The sequence below is a fragment of the Actinoplanes sp. NPDC049668 genome (genome assembly GCF_044465445.1).
Classification (GTDB): Bacteria; Actinomycetota; Actinomycetes; order Mycobacteriales; family Micromonosporaceae; genus Actinoplanes.
Map to the genome: position 1 here is coordinate 101,852 of NZ_JBITLR010000002.1, position 15,442 is coordinate 117,293.

The following is a 15,442-nucleotide window of genomic DNA, read 5'->3' on the forward strand; positions in this document are numbered from 1 at the left end:
GCGTTGTTAACGTTCACATCGGGAGGACACGGATGTCCCCGTCACGCGCTATCTTCGGGCTGGCCACCGCCGCTCTGCTGGTCGCCGCGACCGGCGGGGCCGGACCGGTCCTGGCCGAGGCGCCGGCCGCCGCGCCCGACTACACGATCACCGTCGACCCGGCGGCCACCGGCCCCGCGATCGCCGACTCCATGTACGGCGTGTTCTTCGAGGACATCAACTTCGCGGCCGACGGCGGCCTCTACCCCGAGCTGGTCCGCAACCGCTCGTTCGAGTTCCTCCCGGCGGACAACACGTCCTACCGCGGACTGACCGGCTGGACCCCCGGCGGCGAGTCCGGCGGCACCGGCGCCGCGACGACGGTCAACGACGCGAACCGCCTCAACGAACGCAACCGCACCCACCTCAGGCTCGACCTGACCAGCCCGGACGGCGGGCGCTACGGCGTGACCAACGGCGGCTGGAACACCGGGCTCGCGGTGCGGCGCGGCGCGACCTACGACTTCTCGCTCTGGGCCCGCACCGACGCACCCGCCGGCACGCCGCTGACCGTCGTCCTGCGCGACGCCGCGGGCGAACCGCTCTCCGCGCCCGCCGAGCTGACCGTGCGCGGCGACGGCTGGACCCGTTACGCCGTACCGGTACGGGCGAGCCGGACCACCGACGCGGGCCGCCTCGCGGTCCTGGCCGGCGGGATCGGGACCCTGCGCCTCGACATGATCTCGCTGCTGCCGCGCGACACCTACAAGGGACACGGGCTGCGCCGGGATCTCGCCGAGAAGATCGCGGCGCTGCGGCCCGGCTTCGTGCGCTTCCCCGGCGGCTGCCTGGTCAACACCGGCAGCCACTACGGCTACGACGCGGCCTCGAACTTCCCGCGGGCCCGCTCCTACCAGTGGAAGGACACCGTCGGGCCGGTCGAGACCCGCGCCGCCAACGCCAACTTCTGGGGATACCACCAGTCCTACGGCCTGGGCTACTACGAGTACTTCCAGTTCTCCGAGGACATCGGCGCCATGCCGCTGCCGGTCGTGCCCGCGCTGGTCACCGGCTGCGGGCAGAACCGGGCGACCAACGACCCGGCGCTGCTGCAACGCCACATCCAGGACACCCTCGACCTGATCGAGTTCGCCAACGGGCCGGCGAGCTCCGAGTGGGGCGCGCTGCGCGCCCGGATGGGCCACCCGGAGCCGTTCGGGCTGACCCACGTGGCGGTCGGCAACGAGGAGAACCTGCCCGACGCCTACTTCGCCAACTTCCTGCGGTTCCGCGACGCCATCGCCGCGAAGTACCCCGGGATCACGGTCGTCGGCAACTCCGGGCCCGACGACCAGGGCGCGACCTTCGACAACCTGTGGGCCAAGAACCGGGCCGCCGGGGTGGCCATGGTCGACGAGCACTACTACAACAGCCCGGCGTGGTTCCTCGGCAACAACCGGCGCTACGACGGCTACGACCGGGCCGGACCGGAGGTCTTCCTCGGCGAGTACGCCTCGCTGGACAACAAGCTGTTCAACTCCCTCGCCGAGGCGTCGTACATGACCGGGCTGGAGCGCAACGCCGACGTGGTGCGGATGGCCTCGTACGCGCCGCTGCTGGCCAACGTCGACAACGTGCAGTGGCGCCCGGACCTGATCTGGTTCGACAACGACGAGTCCTGGGGCACCACCAGCTACCAGGTGCAGAAGCTGTTCATGAACAACGTCGGCGACCGGGTGGTGCCGAGCCGGGCGACCGGCAAGGTGATCGAACCGAAGCCGATCACCGGCGCGGTCGGGCTCTCCACCTGGGCCACCGCGGCCACCTACGACGACATCAAGGTGACCACGCCCGCCGGCGAGGTGCTGTTCGCCGACGACTTCTCCGGCGGCGCCGGGCAGTGGACCCCGGTCGAGCCCCGCGGCGCCTGGTCCGTGGTCGACGGCGGCTACCGGCAGAGCGACACCGCCGCGCTGGACACCCTGGTCAAGGCCGGGAACATCACCGCGACCGACTACGACCTGACGCTGAAGGCCACCAAGCAGGCCGGCGCCGAGGGCTTCCTCGTCGCGTTCGGCGTGCAGGAGTCCGGCGAGCTCTACTGGTGGAACCTCGGCGGCTGGAACAACACCCAGGGCGCCATCCAGAAGGGTGCCGGCGGCAGCAAGGAGATCGTGCTCGCCAAGCCGAACAGCATCGCGACCGGGGTCACCTACGACATCCGGATCGAGGTGCGCGGCACCACGGTGCGGCTGTTCCTGGACGGCGCCGAGTGGGGCAGCTTCACCGACAACCAGGTGACCGAGCCGTTCGCGCAGGTGGTCACGCACGACGACGCCACCGGCGAGCTGATCGTCAAGGTCGTCAACGCCCAGGACGCCCCGGCCGTGACCGCGATCGACCTGGGCGGGCGCACCGTCGATCGCCGGGCCCGGATGACGGTCATCGCCGGCGACCCGCAGGAGCAGAACACCCGGTCCGCCGAGCCGATCCAGCCGGTCACCACGACCGTCGGCGGCATCGGGTCCACCTTCACCCGCACGTTCGCCCCGAACTCCGTCACCTTCCTGCGCCTGAGGGGTAGACCGTCATGAGCAACGACATCAGTCGCCGTACCCTGCTGCGCGGCGGGCTCGGCGTCGCCGGCGTCGGCGCGCTCACCGCCCCGGCGCTGGACCGCGGCACGCGAACCGACGCGCAGATCTACGGCGTGCCGACCGCCGACCCGCTGATCGAGCAGCGCGCCGACCCGTTCATCACCCCGCGGACCGGCGGACGCTACTACTTCACCGGCTCGGTGCCGGAGTACGACCGCCTCGTCGTACGCGGGGCCACCACCATCGCCGGTCTCGCCACGGCCGCCGAGTCGGTGGTCTGGCGCCGCCCGGCGACGGGCCCGATGGGCGGGCACATCTGGGCGCCGGAGCTGCACCGGATCGCCGGCCGCTGGTACCTCTACTTCGCCGCCGGCGACGCCGGCAACGTCTTCCGGATCCGGATGTACGTGCTGGAGTCCCCGCTGGACGACCCGACCGACCCAGCCGGCTGGACCCTGCGCGGCCAGCTCGCCACCGAGTGGGACGGCTTCTCGCTGGACGCCACCACGTTCGCGCACCGCGGCCGCCGCTACCTGGTGTGGGCGCAGAGCGAGCCGGAGATCGCGGTGAACTCCAGCCTCTACATCGCCGAGATGAGCTCGCCCCTGGCGCTGAAGAGCAAGCCGACCCGGATCGCCACCCCCACCCGGAGCTGGGAGATACAGGGCTTCCGGGTCAACGAGGGCCCGGCGGTGCTGGTCCGCAACGGGCGGGTCTTCGTGACCTTCTCCGCCAGCGCCACCGACGCGCGCTACTGCGTCGGCCTGCTGACCGCCGACGCCCGCGCCGACCTGCTCGCGCACGCGTCCTGGTCGAAGACGCCGGACCCGGTCTTCGTCACGAACACCGCGACCGGCCGCTACGGGCCGGGCCACAACAGCTTCACCGTCGCCGAGGACGGCGTCACCGACGTGCTGGTCTACCACGCCCGCGACTACCGCGACATCGTCGGCGACCCGCTCTACGACCCCAACCGGCACACCCGGGTGCAGCGGCTCTACTGGCACCCGGACGGCACGCCGCTGTTCGGCGTACCGGTCGGGGCGGGCGGGCCGATCGTTCGCCTCTCGCCCGCCGAGCGCGGCGCGTGGTTCGTGCGCCGCGACGACTCCGCCCTGGTCGTCGGCCCGCCGGGCCACGCGCTCGCCGACACCCAGTTCCGCTTCGTCGCCTCGGCCGACGGCACGGAGGTGATCCAGTCGGTCGATCTCCCGGACCGGCACGTCCGGGTCGTCGACGGCGCGGTGCGCGTCGAGACCGGCACGCCGACGGATTTCCGCAGGCTACCGGCGGGCCGGGGGGTCCGCATCCAGCTCGCCGGCGACGCCACCCGCTACCTGCGGCACGAACGCGGCCGGGTGGTGACGGGCGACGCATCGGTCTTCCTGCTCGGCTGAGCGCGCACTGCGAGATACTTCTTCCGTACCGATCTGACGTCGACGCGGAAGAGCCTCACCATGAGCGAGCACTACGACCTGATCGTCCTCGGCGCGGGACCGGGCGGCTACGTCGCGGCGATCCGCGCGGCCCAGCTCGGCCTGCGCACGGCCGTCGTCGAGGAGAAGTACTGGGGCGGTGTCTGCCTCAATGTCGGGTGTATCCCGTCCAAGGCCCTGCTGCGAAACGCCGAGCTGGCGCACATCTTCCACACCCAGGCGCGGACGTTCGGCATCACCGGCGAGGTGAGCTTCGACTTCGGCGCGGCCTTCGACCGCAGCCGCACGGTCGCCGACGGCCGCGTCAAGGGCGTGCACTACCTGATGAAGAAGAACAAGATCGCCGAGTACGACGGCCTGGGCACGTTCCGCGACGCGAACACCCTCGACGTCGCGCTCAGCACCGGCGGCTCGCAGACCCTGACGTTCGACAACGCGATCATCGCGACCGGCTCGACCGTCCGGCTGCTGCCCGGCGTCGAGCTCAGCGACAACGTGGTCACCTACGAGACCCAGATCCTCGACCGCGACCTGCCGGAGTCGATCGTCATCGTCGGCGCCGGCGCGATCGGCATGGAGTTCGGCTACGTCCTGAAGAACTACGGCGTCGACGTCACCATCGTCGAGTACCTCGACCGGGCCCTGCCCAACGAGGACGCCGACGTGTCCAAGGAGATCACCAAGCAGTACCGCAAGCTCGGCATCCCGATCATCGCGTCGGCCAAGGTGGAGACGGTGACCGACAAGGGCACCTCGGTCGTGGTGACCTACACCAGGAACGGCAAGAGCGAGACGATCGAGGCGGCCCGGGTGCTGATGTCGGTCGGCTTCGCCCCCCGCGTCGAGGGCTACGGCCTGGAGAACACCGGCGTCAAGCTCACCGACCGCGGCGCGATCGAGATCGACGACCACATGCGGACCAACATCGCCCACCTGTACGCGATCGGCGACGTGACCTCCAAGCTCCAGCTCGCACACGTCGCGGAGGCACAGGGCGTGGTGGCGGCGGAGACGATCGCCGGCGCGGAGACGATGACGCTGGGCGACTACCGGATGATGCCCCGGGCGACGTTCTGCCAGCCGCAGGTCGCCAGCTTCGGCCTCACCGAGCAGCAGGCCCGCGACGAGGGCTACGACGTGAAGGTCTCCACGTTCCCGTTCACGGCCAACGGCAAGGCGCACGGCCTCGCCGAGCCGACCGGCTTCGTCAAGCTGGTCGCGGACGCGAAGTACAACGAGCTGCTCGGCGGCCACCTGATCGGCCCGGACGTCTCCGAGCTGCTGCCCGAGCTGACGCTGGCGCAGAAGTGGGACCTGACGGCGAACGAGCTGGCCCGCAACGTGCACACCCACCCCACCCTGAGCGAGGCCCTCCAGGAGGCGTTCCACGGCCTGACCGGCCACATGATCAACCTCTGAGACCGCGCCCGGCCGGCCCGCCAGCCGGCCGGGCGTCAGCCGCTCGGGGACGCCGACGGGGTGGCTGGCGGCGCTGACCGCTGCGCCATGGCGCGCTCGAACGCGGCGATCGTCGCCGCGTCCACGGTCCCGGTCGGCTCGACGTCCAGGGCCTTCTGGAAGGACTTCAGGGCCTCGGTCAGCTCCGGGGTCCAGGCGCCGTCCACCGGGCCGGTCCAGAAGCCGGCCAACTTCAGGGTCTGCTGCAGGGCGGCGGTCGACGCGATGGCGTCGCCGGCGGCCGCGCCGCCCTTGGCCCGCAGCTCCGCCTCCAGCGCCGCGCCGGTCGCCTTGTCGAACGCACCGGTCTCCGGCAGGTCGTTCGCCTTCTGCAGGTCCTGCACGGCCGCCACGGTCGAGGGCCCGTAGACGCCGTCGACCTCGTCGTCGTAGTAGCCGGCCTCGGCCAGCGACCGCTGCACCGCCTCGGTGTAGTCGCGGGCCGCGCCCTCCTGCTCCTCGCTCAGGCAGCCGCCGTCGGAAAGCAGCCGCAGCCAGGACATCTCCAGCGCGACGGCCGCGGCGTTGAACCGCTCCGACGCCTGCCGCAGCGGCGTCTGGTCGGTGATCCCGGCCTGCGCCGCGGTGAAGTCGGCGTCGGCCTGCTTCACCCGGTTCACCGTGGCGGCGGGCAGGGTCGCGGCGACCGACGGCGACGCGGACGGCGGTGACGGCGGAGGCGCGGGCGACAGGGACGCACCGGCGCGGGCGGCCGCCAGCGACTCGGTGGCCTCAGCCAGCTCCTTCTCGGCCGTCGCCAGCTCCTGGCGGGCGGCGGCGACCTGTTCGGCGCCGGAGACGACCTCGGCGCGCGGCTCGGTCAGCTCCGCGCCGGCGTCCTTGACGTCGCCGACGGTCGGCGCGGTCTCGTTGATGAGGTCGCCGTAGCGGTCCAGGGCGGTGACGTAGCCGGCGCTGGTGCGGCAGAACGCGTCGACCCGGCCGGCGAGCTCGGCCTGGGCCTCGGTGAGCGCCTGCTGCTTGTCGGCCAGCCGCTTCTCGGCGAGCCGCACCTGGCCGCCGCCGTCGCCGCCGCCGCAGCCGGCGACCGCGAGCATCGTCGCGATCACGATGACCCACACGCGGCGATGCATCTCAACCAAGGCCGTCACGCCCTCCGCTCGGCGGATCCGTCCACCGCAGAGTTCCAGGCCGGCGACCGATGCGGATCATCCGCGCCGGGTGAGGGCGTCAGTCGCCCTGGCTGACGTACATCGGCACGTCGCGGCGCAGCGTGTCCTGCATCGCCGCCACCTCCTCGGGCGGCACCCCGCGCAGCGACGGCGGCAGGCCCTCCAGCACCGCCTCGAGCCCGAGCGTCCGGTTCGCGTTGTGGTGGTAGAAGCGCAGCTCGGCCAGGTAGTCCGCGACCATCATGGTCGCCTTGGCGGGGTTCTCCCGCCACAGCCAGGCGAACACGTCGCCGAACGAGTCGCTGATGAGCGCGGTGCCACCGGGCTCGAAGTGCATGAGGGTCAGCTCGGCCTCGTAGAACACCAGGCCGACGAGCAGCTGGTCGAGGATGTGATCCGGTGTTTCCCTGGTGCCCACATACGCATCCTCTCTGCTCGCGGCAAACCGCGCAGGCCGCTGTCGCCCACAGTGGATCAGATCCCGCGCCGAATATGAACATAGCTGTCGGGCGCGGTACCGTCCCGGAATGCGAATCATGGCCGGCGCCGCCGTCGTCGCGGAGTACCAGGCCGAACCGGACGTCGACCCGCTGCTCGGCCCCCGGCCCTACCTGCACCCGGTCCGCACGCTCGGCGGCGTCCCGGTCACCGACGCCCTGCCGGAGGACCATCGCTGGCACCTCGGCGTCTCGGTGGCCATGCAGGACGCCGACGGCGTCAACCTGTGGGGCGGCAGGACGTACGTGCGCGGCCAGGGCTACACCTGGCTCGAGGACCACGGCCGCATCGAGCACGCGGCGTGGCTGCCGGCGCCCGCCGGCGGCTTCGCCGAGCGCCTGCGCTGGCTGAGCCCGGCGGGCGAGGTCCTGCTCACCGAGGTCCGCACGGTACGCGCGGAGCCGGCGCCGCTGGGCTGGGAGCTCTCCTTCTCGTACGCGCTGTCCGCCGATCGCGACGTCCGGCTCGGCAGCCCCGCGACCAACGGCCGCCCGGACGGCGCCGGCTACGGCGGCTTCTTCTGGCGCGCCGCGCCCGGCCCCGCGACCACGTTCACCCGCGACCACGAGGGCGAGGACGAGGTGAACGGCAGCGCCGAGCCGTGGGTGGCGCTGACCGGCCCGGGGCCGTACACGCTGGTGTTCCGCGGGCTGCGCGACGACGACCGGTGGTTCGTCCGGACCGCCAACGGCGGCTACGCCGGCGTCTGCGCGGCCCTGGCCTTCGAGAAGGAGCTGGTGGTGCGCGCGGGCGTCCCGCTGGAGCGGTCGCTGACCGTCCTGGTCGCGGACGGCCTGCTCACCCGGAACCAGATAGCGGATCGACAGCCGTAGCCGCTGCAAATCCCGGCCGACGCCGACGACCTGCTCGCCCATCGCCGAGCCCGGGCTGGTCACCGTCCGCGGCTCCAGGTGCGCCCGTTTTCGGGCGTTCACGGCACACGGGCCGGCCTGGTTTAGTGGGGTGGACAGGTGTTTGTACATCGGCGCCAGTGCCCCTTTGGAGGCAACATGGGAACGATTACCACCACCGACGGCACGGAGATCTTCTACAAGGACTGGGGATCCGGCCAGCCGATCGTCTTCAGCCACGGGTGGCCGTTGTCGTCGGACGACTGGGACACCCACATGATGTTCTTCCTGCGACACGGCTACCGGGTCATCGCGCACGACCGGCGCGGGCACGGCCGCTCCACGCAGACCGGCGACGGTCACGACATGGATCACTACGCCGACGACCTGGCGGCGCTCACCACCCACCTGGACCTGCGCGACGCCGTACACGTGGGCCACTCGACCGGGGGCGGCGAGGTCGTTCGCTACCTCGCCCGGCACGGACAGAGCCGGGTCGCCAAGGCTGCTCTGATCAGCGCGGTGCCGCCGATCATGGTGCAGACCGAGGCCAACCCCGGCGGCCTGCCCAAGAAGGTGTTCGACGACATTCAGGCCCAGGTTGCCAGTCACCGGTCCGAGTTCTACCGCGACCTGCCCGCGACCGCCTTCTACGGTTTCAACCGACCGGGCGTCGAGCCCGTTGAGGCGATCATCCAGAACTGGTGGCGGCAGGGCATGATGGGCGGCGCGAAGGCACACTACGACGGCGTCGTCGCGTTCTCGCAGACCGACTTCACCGAGGACCTCAAGCGGATCACGGTACCGGTCCTGGTCATGCACGGCGACGACGACCAGGTGGTGCCGTACGCGGACTCCGCACCGTTGTCGGCCCGGCTGGTGCAGAACGGCACGCTCAAGACCTACCCGGGCTTCCCGCACGGCATGCCCACCACCCACGCCCAGATCATCAGCGCGGATCTGTTGGCTTTCCTGCAAACCTGATCCGGCCGCGGTACCCGGGCGTGGCCTCGCCCGACCATCGGTCGGGGACCACGCCCGGGCCGGCGCGGGGTGGTGGTTGTGACCTCCAGCCCGCGCCGGTGACACGTCAGGGCACGAGTACGTTGCGGTAGATGCGGTCGTCGGTTCCCCGGGCGAACAGCTGCAGCGTGGTGCCGAAGACATCGGCACCCGGGCCGGAAGGTGTGGCCCCACCGCCGGGGACCTGTGCCCAACCACTCCAGGTGCCGCCGCTGAGAACGTTGCGGTAGATCGCGTTGTCGGTACCGCGGACGACAAGGTTGAGCCCACCGTTGAACACCGTGGCCGCGGGACCTGAGGGCGTGGCCCCACCGCCGGGGACCTGCGCCCAACCACTCCAGGCGCCGCCGCTGAGAACGTTGCGGTAGATCGCGTTGTCGGTACCGCGGACGACAAGGTTGAGCCCACCGTTGAACACCGTGGCCGCAGGAGCCGAGGGCGTGGCCCCGCCACCGGGAACCTGCGCCCAACCACTCCAGGCACCACTGGTACTGAGAACATTGCGGTAGATCGCATTGTCCGTACCCCGGACAACAAGGTTGAGCCCACCGTTGAACACCGTGGCCGCAGGACCCGACGTAGTAGCCCCGCCACCGGGAACCTGCGCCCAACCACTCCAGGCACCACTGGTACTGAGAACATTGCGGTAGATCGCATTGTCCGTACCCCGGACAACAAGGTTGAGCGCGCCATTGAACACCGTAGCCGCAGGACCCGACGTAGTAGCCCCACCACCGGGAACCTGCGCCCAACCACTCCAGGCACCACCGCTGAGAACGTTGCGGTAGATCGCGTTGTCCGTGCCGCGGACGAACACGTTCTGGTTTCCGTTGTACGACACGGCGGCGGGGCTGTCCGGCGTCGCACCGCCACCGGGCAGTTCGCCCCAGTTGGTCCACTGGTCGAGGGCATCGGCCGCGGCGACCGACGGCCCGGCCGCCTGTGCCGGACCCGCGAGGCCCAGCGCGGCCAGGGACATCACCAGGACGCCCGTGACTGCGGCCACGACGGGGCCGCCGGGGCTCTTTCTGTGCAGTATGGAGGTCATTGCGCTTCTCCTTCGGTGGTTCACGGGCAGGCCGTATTCGCCGCTGACATTTTCAAACTGGTCTGGGCCGCGGGCACCGTCAAGGCGGCAGTAGTATTGAAGACTGTCGATTAAATTTCACCACTAATTGCAATTGACTCAGCAGGACGCCCCACCGTCGCCGGCCGCGGTGGGAGGGCATCGGGCGCCGCCCCCGCTTGGACCGGCCGACCGACCGCGAACCCGCCACTCTCCAGACACGGGACGGTTTTCCAGATTTCATCGCCAAAACCGCATGAATGGGATTGAGAATCCCGCCCGCAGGCCCCGTGGGTGAATTCGAGAAACATTTACCGGCGTCAAAGACTTCGACGCCCGGGATGCAGAGGAGCTCTGCGTGTCCACTCGCACCTACCGGCTGGCCCTGATCGCCCTGAGCGCCGTCGCGGCGACACTGGCCTACCCCACAGCTGTCGCCGCACACTCCCGAGCCGACGCGGCCCCGCCGGCGGGATCCGGACCGATCGCCGGGACCACCGAGAACCTGGCACGCGAGGTCGCCCGCTCGCTGACCGACCGGGCCACCCGGGACCGGACCATGTCGGCCGTCGCCGCGGGCCCGGTCGACCTGGCCACCATCGCGCCGGGTAACGCACTGTCTCGAACCGCCTCCGTCGGCAACGACGCCGTCCTGGCGGCCAAGGGGCTGCCGGCGACGAGCGGCTCCCTGCTCCGATCCCGGTGACCTCGTCGAGTCCGCGCTGGCTGGGACAAAGCTTCCCAACTCGCAGAAGAACTTGATGATCTTTTTCGCTGACACCACGTCGGCGTTGGCGATGGCCCATCAACGGCTCTAACAACCGGGTCGTCGGTCGTGTTCGCCGCCTGACAAGCCGAGAGCGTTGGACGGCCAGCACAGTGAGCGGCCATTGGAAGCAACTCCCTCATACCGACGACAGAATCCGACAAATCTGGATGTCTATATTTTAAGTCGGGCGAACTGATCGCCTAGAAACAGCCAATTGCCGGCGGTCCGCCTAACTGAACGCCCGCGTGTGTGGGATGCTCTCTAGCGTGACGGAGGTTATCGCAAGCCGCTGCAAAAAAGGTGTCCGAGGGCGAAGCATTCGCCGCGAAACAGTTGTCCGCCTCATCGCTTCTGGCGCGGGGCACTGCTACAAGCCGGATTGCCCTATTGGCTTCCTCTGGCATGAATTGGACGATGGCCGAGCGGTGAAGCTGGCCGAAGTCGCACACATTGTTGCTGCTGGCCAAGAGGGTCCTCGCGCGGACGTCGATGCGAGCGATGATGAACTAACCTCATTTGCCAACCTACTCCTCCTTTGCCCCAATTGCCATACTGTTGTTGACGCTACTCCGGATGCCTTTCCAGTAGAGACTCTTCAAGAATGGAAGCGGCGCCACGAGAGCCGCATACGAGAGGCCCTGGGACTCCGTTCATATGGCGACAGGCGGACACTGCGACGAGACGTCGAACTGATCTTAAATGAGAACAAGGCGATATGGCGCACATACGGTCCTGAATCCGAGGCAGCTTTGCACGGTTTCGGTTCGAATACGATTGGCGCCTGGCAAGCTGAGGTAATCCAGCGGATTCTGCCCAATAATTCGCGAGTGGTTCGACTTCTTGAGGCGAACCTGGAACTCCTTCGCCCAGATGAGCTAGAAACGCTTACCGAATTCCGCATACACGCTCGCGGTTTGGAGGATCGACACCTTGGCGGCGTCGTCAATCCCGCTGCTCCCCGCTTTCCGAAGCAGATGGAAATCGTGCTGTCTGACGACATTTACTGAACCAGTCGGAGGTCGAGATGCCGGAAGATGGATATTACAAGAAACGACCACGGAAGGAGCATCGAGAACACCTTAAGAGGTATCTGCCTTCGCGACGGACGGTCTCTTCTGTCGAAGAGATAGACGACTTTAGACTGATAGTTCGCCGGGTTCGAATGTCAGAAATTAGAGTCTTCCTGACAAACCTATACATGCTCGGCGTGGCTGATGTCGAGGACATTCTCGCCGAAGCGCCAGAAACGACATGCATAGTTTCGACCATGGACTATAACCATTACTCGTCTGAGGCAAAGATGATGGCCAAGGAACGAGGAGTAGGGCTGTTTAAGTCCAGTGAATTTCTGGGAGCGGTTTATTATGACGGTGAGAGCTTCCTTGAGTACCTGCCTCCTGCTCAGCGTGAAGCACATCGTCGATGACACGGTCCCACATGATTGGCAAGTACTGGCATTCGGTAGCGCTTCGCGGTGCAATGCCCTGCCGGACGCTTGCGCGGCTTGGATGAGCTCATCGGATGTGGACCTACTGCTGGTCTACCCGCCGGGTAACGTCGGTGACGCCATCAAGATCAGAAACGAACTCATCAAGAGAATCGCCGGCCTGCGAAAGCTGGCCGATATCGTTCTCCTGAACCAGAGAGAGGAGGTTGAGAGCAGGTTTATAGATTCCGAACACGCCCAATGCCTGCTGGTCTGCCTCGACCGCTGTGGCGGCTAGACAGTACACAGGTCAGCCTTCCCGCCCGGCGCAGCGCGTATCCGGCTCAGCGCAGGCACTGGGCGTACTGCAGCAGTCCGCTGAAGATCACCACAAGCGCGCCGCGGTGTCGACATCGAGTTGATCGATGTAGGAGTGAAGCAGAATGCGTCCAGACAATCGGGTGACCACGCCGCAGACGCGCGCGCTGCGGGCAGCGACCCGAGCGTTGCGCTGCCACCTGGACACGCTGCCGATCGACGTCGCGTACTGCGCTTTGGTACGTGCAGGAGGATCGCCCGGTCATCGCCCGCCGCCGCGCCGCACACCGCTCCGGCCTGGGTAAACTGCGCTGGGCTTGGAACAGGGTGGGCGAGCAGGCCGGCAATCTCGCAAATTTCAGCGTGATCCACAGCGGGTGCTACCTCGTGATCCACAGCATGACGCCTCATCGACGTCGAGGACATCGCCCTCGGCCACGAGAACAAGCAGCGGTGGAACGACCGCGCCGACTGGGTATGGTCCCAAGGCGAGGCGCACACGCCGCTCATCCCCGCCGACCTGTGCGATCGGGCGCAGACGACGATCAAGACGCGCGGAACGAGCAGCGAGACCGGCCGGGCACCTCGGCGCAGCCTCCGCCCGTACCTGTTCCGAGGGCTCATCACCTGCGGGCTGTGTGACCGCAAGATGGTCGGCAACCCCAACCACGATCGGCTGTACTACCGCTGCAAGGCATCCCGCGACTTCGTCCGCCAGCACGAGATCCCACACCCGCCGGTGCTCTACCTCCGCGAAGACACCATCACCGAACCGATCGACCGCTTCATCCGCCAAGAGCTGAGCGGAAACACCCTCGCCGCCAACCTGCGCAGCCTGGCCGACGCCCACCACCGCGCCCAGCTCGCCGCACACGCCGCCGATGACGAGAGCGAACAGCTCAACCGGACGATCACAGACTGCGACGCCAAGATCGACCGCTACCGGGCCACGCTCGACGCGGGAGGCGACCCGGCACTGATCGCCGGCTGGATCCGCGAGACATCCGCCGCCGGGGCGACCGCGGCCGCCGCGCTGCGGATGAGCGCGGCACCACCACAGAGACCCAACGAAGATCAAATCGCCGCGATCGTCGACGGCCTCGGCAGCCCGCTCGGTGCCCTCCGCGAGGCTGACCCGCGCGACAAGGCAGAGCTGTACAGCCGCATCGGGCTAAGGCTGACCTACAAACCTGGCCTGAAGACACTGAAGGCCGAGGTCGTCTCCGACCTCGAGGCGGGACACGAGGGCCCCCGCGATCGGCGGGGGCCCTCGCTCGCGGCAGGGCTCAGATGCGGCCCGCGCCCGCGCCTGCGGTGACGATGGACTTCACCGACGACGCCGAGTCGAGCTGGTACGAGTACGGGATCGAGGCGACCGAGCCCGCGCTCTGCGGCGTACCGGATCCGGTGAAGTAGTTGTTGCGCTGCACCAGGGTTCCGGGGTCGGAGTCGGCGTAGCCGACGAGGGTCGGCTCGTCGACGCCCTCGAAGTAGTTGCCCTCGACCAGCACGCCACCGTTCATCGTGGAGGCGACGCCGTATTCGTTGTTGTAGTAGTAGTTGTTGTAGACGTGCACCGGGTTGCCGAAGCGGACCCGCGGGTGCCGGGTGCCCGAGCCGTCGAACCAGTTGTGGTGGTAGCTGACCCGCAGGTGGCCGACGTCCTGGCTGGCGTTGTCGTCGCTGTGGCCGAGCAGCATCGACTTGTCGTGGCCGAAGATCCGGTTCCACGACACGGTCACGAAGTCGGAGCCGCGCTTGATGTCCACCGCGCCGTCGTAGCCGTTGGTGAAGCTGTTGTGGTCCACCCAGACGTTGGTGGCCGACGTCTCGACGTTGATCGCGTCGTCGTCCCAGTCGCGGAACGTCAGGTTGCGGATGATGACGTTGCGGTCGCCGCTGATGGTCAGGCCGCAGCCGACGATGGCGGCGCCGGCGTTGCCGATGACGGTCTTGTTCGACCGGGTGCGCAGCATGCCGGAGCAGGAGATCGTGCCGGAGACCCGGATGACCGCGGCCGAGGTGGAGCCCAGCGCGGTGGTCAGCGCGGACGCGGTGGTGACGGTGGTCGCCGCCGCGCTGCCGCCGCCGGTGGTGCCGCCGTTCTGGGTGGCCCAGCCGACGAGGCCGGTCTGCGGCGGGGACGTCGGTCCGGTGGTCGGCGGGGTCGTGGGCGGCGTCGTGGGCGGGGTGGTCGGTCCGGTGGTCGGCGGCGTCGTCGGGGTCGACCCGACCGTGTCGACGCTGACGTCGTCGAAGCGCGCCGACGCGTACGCGGTGACCAGCACGATCCGGCCCGCGCCGAAGGCGGAATTGGATCCGGAGGCGATCTGGCTGCCGTTGACGAAGCCCTTGATGGTGCTGCCGCTGGCCTCGATGCGCAGGGTGTACCACGTCCCGGTGCTCACCGTCAGCGCCACCGAGCCGATCACCGTTATCGAGCTGCCGTCGACGGCCTGCAATTCGGCGCGGCCGGCATTGGTGAGCGCGAGCTGGTACCTCTTCGACGCGCTGGTCGACCGGGCGCCGATGGCGACCAGCCGGTTACTGCCGTTGAACGCCAGCGGCTTGACCCGGGCCTGCACCTGATAGTCGGTCCAGCCGGTGTCGCCGGCGAACTGGCGGGCCAGCTCGCTGCCGGTGTTGGCCTGCTGGAACGTCGCCGAGCCGTCGGTGACCGTCGACCAGTCACCGCCGGACTTCGACCAGGAGCCGGTTCCGCCGCTGAAATCGTCGCTGAACAGGGTCGCCGCGCGGGCGGTTCCCGCCAGTCCGATCGTCAGGGCGAGGGCGAGCAGGCCGGCCCCGGTGGCCGCCGCCGTCCTCGCCAGATGTTTCCGCTGCATGATTCCTCCGTGGGGAGACGGGTCTGTTCACTTCCCCAACGG

At 68.8% G+C, this 15,442-nt stretch carries 14 protein-coding genes; 10 read left to right on the forward strand and 4 right to left on the reverse strand.

Going from position 1 to position 15,442, the window contains the following annotated elements; genetic code table 11:
- Positions 1–32: 32 nt before the first annotated feature.
- Genes ACIBSW_RS07585 through lpdA form a run of 3 tightly spaced genes read left to right on the forward strand, consistent with a single transcriptional unit; the run spans position 33 to position 5,431 of the window.
- Entirely contained in the window at positions 33–2,573 is a 2,541-nt protein-coding gene (locus ACIBSW_RS07585; protein ID WP_354724676.1) for an alpha-L-arabinofuranosidase C-terminal domain-containing protein, read from the forward strand.
- Positions 2,570–3,973 carry a glycoside hydrolase family 43 protein gene (locus ACIBSW_RS07590; RefSeq protein WP_354724674.1) on the forward strand — a complete coding sequence of 468 codons (1,404 nt, stop codon included), beginning with the start codon at positions 2,570–2,572 and terminating at the stop codon, positions 3,971–3,973. Before ACIBSW_RS07585 ends, ACIBSW_RS07590 begins: the two co-directional genes overlap by 4 nt.
- 60 nt (positions 3,974–4,033) lie before the next feature.
- Positions 4,034–5,431, forward strand: a complete 1,398-nt coding sequence (lpdA, locus tag ACIBSW_RS07595) for a dihydrolipoyl dehydrogenase (protein ID WP_354724672.1) — start codon at positions 4,034–4,036, stop codon at positions 5,429–5,431.
- Between the two features lie 35 nt (positions 5,432–5,466).
- Here lpdA and ACIBSW_RS07600 read toward each other — a convergent pair whose 3' ends face one another.
- Both ACIBSW_RS07600 and ACIBSW_RS07605 read right to left on the reverse strand, forming a co-directional pair.
- Positions 5,467–6,582: a peptidoglycan-binding protein gene (locus ACIBSW_RS07600; RefSeq protein ID WP_404799264.1), complete on the reverse strand. Its 1,116-nt coding sequence runs from the start codon at positions 6,580–6,582 to the stop codon at positions 5,467–5,469.
- A 79-nt stretch (positions 6,583–6,661) separates the two neighbouring features.
- The gene (locus ACIBSW_RS07605) at positions 6,662–7,021 is read right to left on the reverse strand and encodes a hypothetical protein (protein ID WP_354724669.1); all 360 of its coding nucleotides are present in this window, start codon (positions 7,019–7,021) and stop codon (positions 6,662–6,664) included.
- 109 nt (positions 7,022–7,130) lie between these two features.
- Between ACIBSW_RS07605 and ACIBSW_RS07610 the strand changes: the two genes are divergently transcribed.
- Positions 7,131–7,934, forward strand: a complete 804-nt coding sequence (locus tag ACIBSW_RS07610; protein ID WP_354724667.1) for a PmoA family protein — start codon at positions 7,131–7,133, stop codon at positions 7,932–7,934.
- A 177-nt stretch (positions 7,935–8,111) separates the two neighbouring features.
- Entirely contained in the window at positions 8,112–8,936 is an 825-nt protein-coding gene (locus ACIBSW_RS07615) for an alpha/beta hydrolase (protein ID WP_354724665.1), read from the forward strand.
- Positions 8,937–9,042: 106 nt separating this feature from the next.
- Here ACIBSW_RS07615 and ACIBSW_RS07620 read toward each other — a convergent pair whose 3' ends face one another.
- The gene (locus ACIBSW_RS07620; RefSeq protein WP_404799265.1) at positions 9,043–10,023 is read right to left on the reverse strand and encodes a hypothetical protein; all 981 of its coding nucleotides are present in this window, start codon (positions 10,021–10,023) and stop codon (positions 9,043–9,045) included.
- Positions 10,024–10,399: 376 nt separating this feature from the next.
- Here ACIBSW_RS07620 and ACIBSW_RS07625 point away from each other — a divergent pair, with 376 nt between their 5' ends.
- From ACIBSW_RS07625 to ACIBSW_RS07645, 5 genes are all read left to right on the forward strand, one after another.
- Positions 10,400–10,747, forward strand: coding sequence for a hypothetical protein (locus tag ACIBSW_RS07625; protein WP_354729672.1), 348 nt, complete (start codon positions 10,400–10,402; stop codon positions 10,745–10,747).
- Positions 10,748–11,076: 329 nt separating this feature from the next.
- A complete protein-coding gene (locus tag ACIBSW_RS07630; protein WP_354729670.1) occupies positions 11,077–11,817 on the forward strand; it encodes an HNH endonuclease in 741 nt (246 codons plus the stop codon).
- Between the two features lie 200 nt (positions 11,818–12,017).
- A complete protein-coding gene (locus ACIBSW_RS07635; RefSeq protein WP_354729668.1) occupies positions 12,018–12,236 on the forward strand; it encodes a hypothetical protein in 219 nt (72 codons plus the stop codon).
- Complete coding sequence (locus tag ACIBSW_RS07640) at positions 12,217–12,534, forward strand: hypothetical protein (RefSeq protein ID WP_354729666.1); 318 nt, start codon at positions 12,217–12,219, stop codon at positions 12,532–12,534. Before ACIBSW_RS07635 ends, ACIBSW_RS07640 begins: the two co-directional genes overlap by 20 nt.
- A gap of 627 nt (positions 12,535–13,161) precedes the next feature.
- A complete protein-coding gene (locus ACIBSW_RS07645; RefSeq protein ID WP_404799311.1) occupies positions 13,162–13,872 on the forward strand; it encodes a zinc ribbon domain-containing protein in 711 nt (236 codons plus the stop codon).
- Here the strand turns inward: ACIBSW_RS07645 and ACIBSW_RS07650 are convergent.
- On the reverse strand, positions 13,841–15,400 hold the full coding sequence (locus tag ACIBSW_RS07650) for a right-handed parallel beta-helix repeat-containing protein (protein WP_354729664.1): 1,560 nt from the start codon (positions 15,398–15,400) through the stop codon (positions 13,841–13,843). The genes ACIBSW_RS07645 and ACIBSW_RS07650 overlap by 32 nt on opposite strands.
- Between the last annotated feature and the right edge of the window lie 42 nt (positions 15,401–15,442).

Excerpts from the sequence above, each read along its gene's own strand:
- lpdA (WP_354724672.1), top strand. The coding sequence starts at position 4,034 with ATGAGCGAGCACTACGACCTGATCGTCCTCGGCGCGGGACCGGGCGGC.
- ACIBSW_RS07610 (WP_354724667.1), top strand. The coding sequence starts at position 7,131 with ATGCGAATCATGGCCGGCGCCGCCGTCGTCGCGGAGTACCAGGCCGAA.
- ACIBSW_RS07650 (WP_354729664.1), bottom strand. The coding sequence starts at position 15,400 with ATGCAGCGGAAACATCTGGCGAGGACGGCGGCGGCCACCGGGGCCGGC.
- ACIBSW_RS07620 (WP_404799265.1), bottom strand. The coding sequence starts at position 10,023 with ATGACCTCCATACTGCACAGAAAGAGCCCCGGCGGCCCCGTCGTGGCC.
- ACIBSW_RS07585 (WP_354724676.1), top strand. The coding sequence starts at position 33 with ATGTCCCCGTCACGCGCTATCTTCGGGCTGGCCACCGCCGCTCTGCTG.
- ACIBSW_RS07615 (WP_354724665.1), top strand. The coding sequence starts at position 8,112 with ATGGGAACGATTACCACCACCGACGGCACGGAGATCTTCTACAAGGAC.
- ACIBSW_RS07590 (WP_354724674.1), top strand. The coding sequence starts at position 2,570 with ATGAGCAACGACATCAGTCGCCGTACCCTGCTGCGCGGCGGGCTCGGC.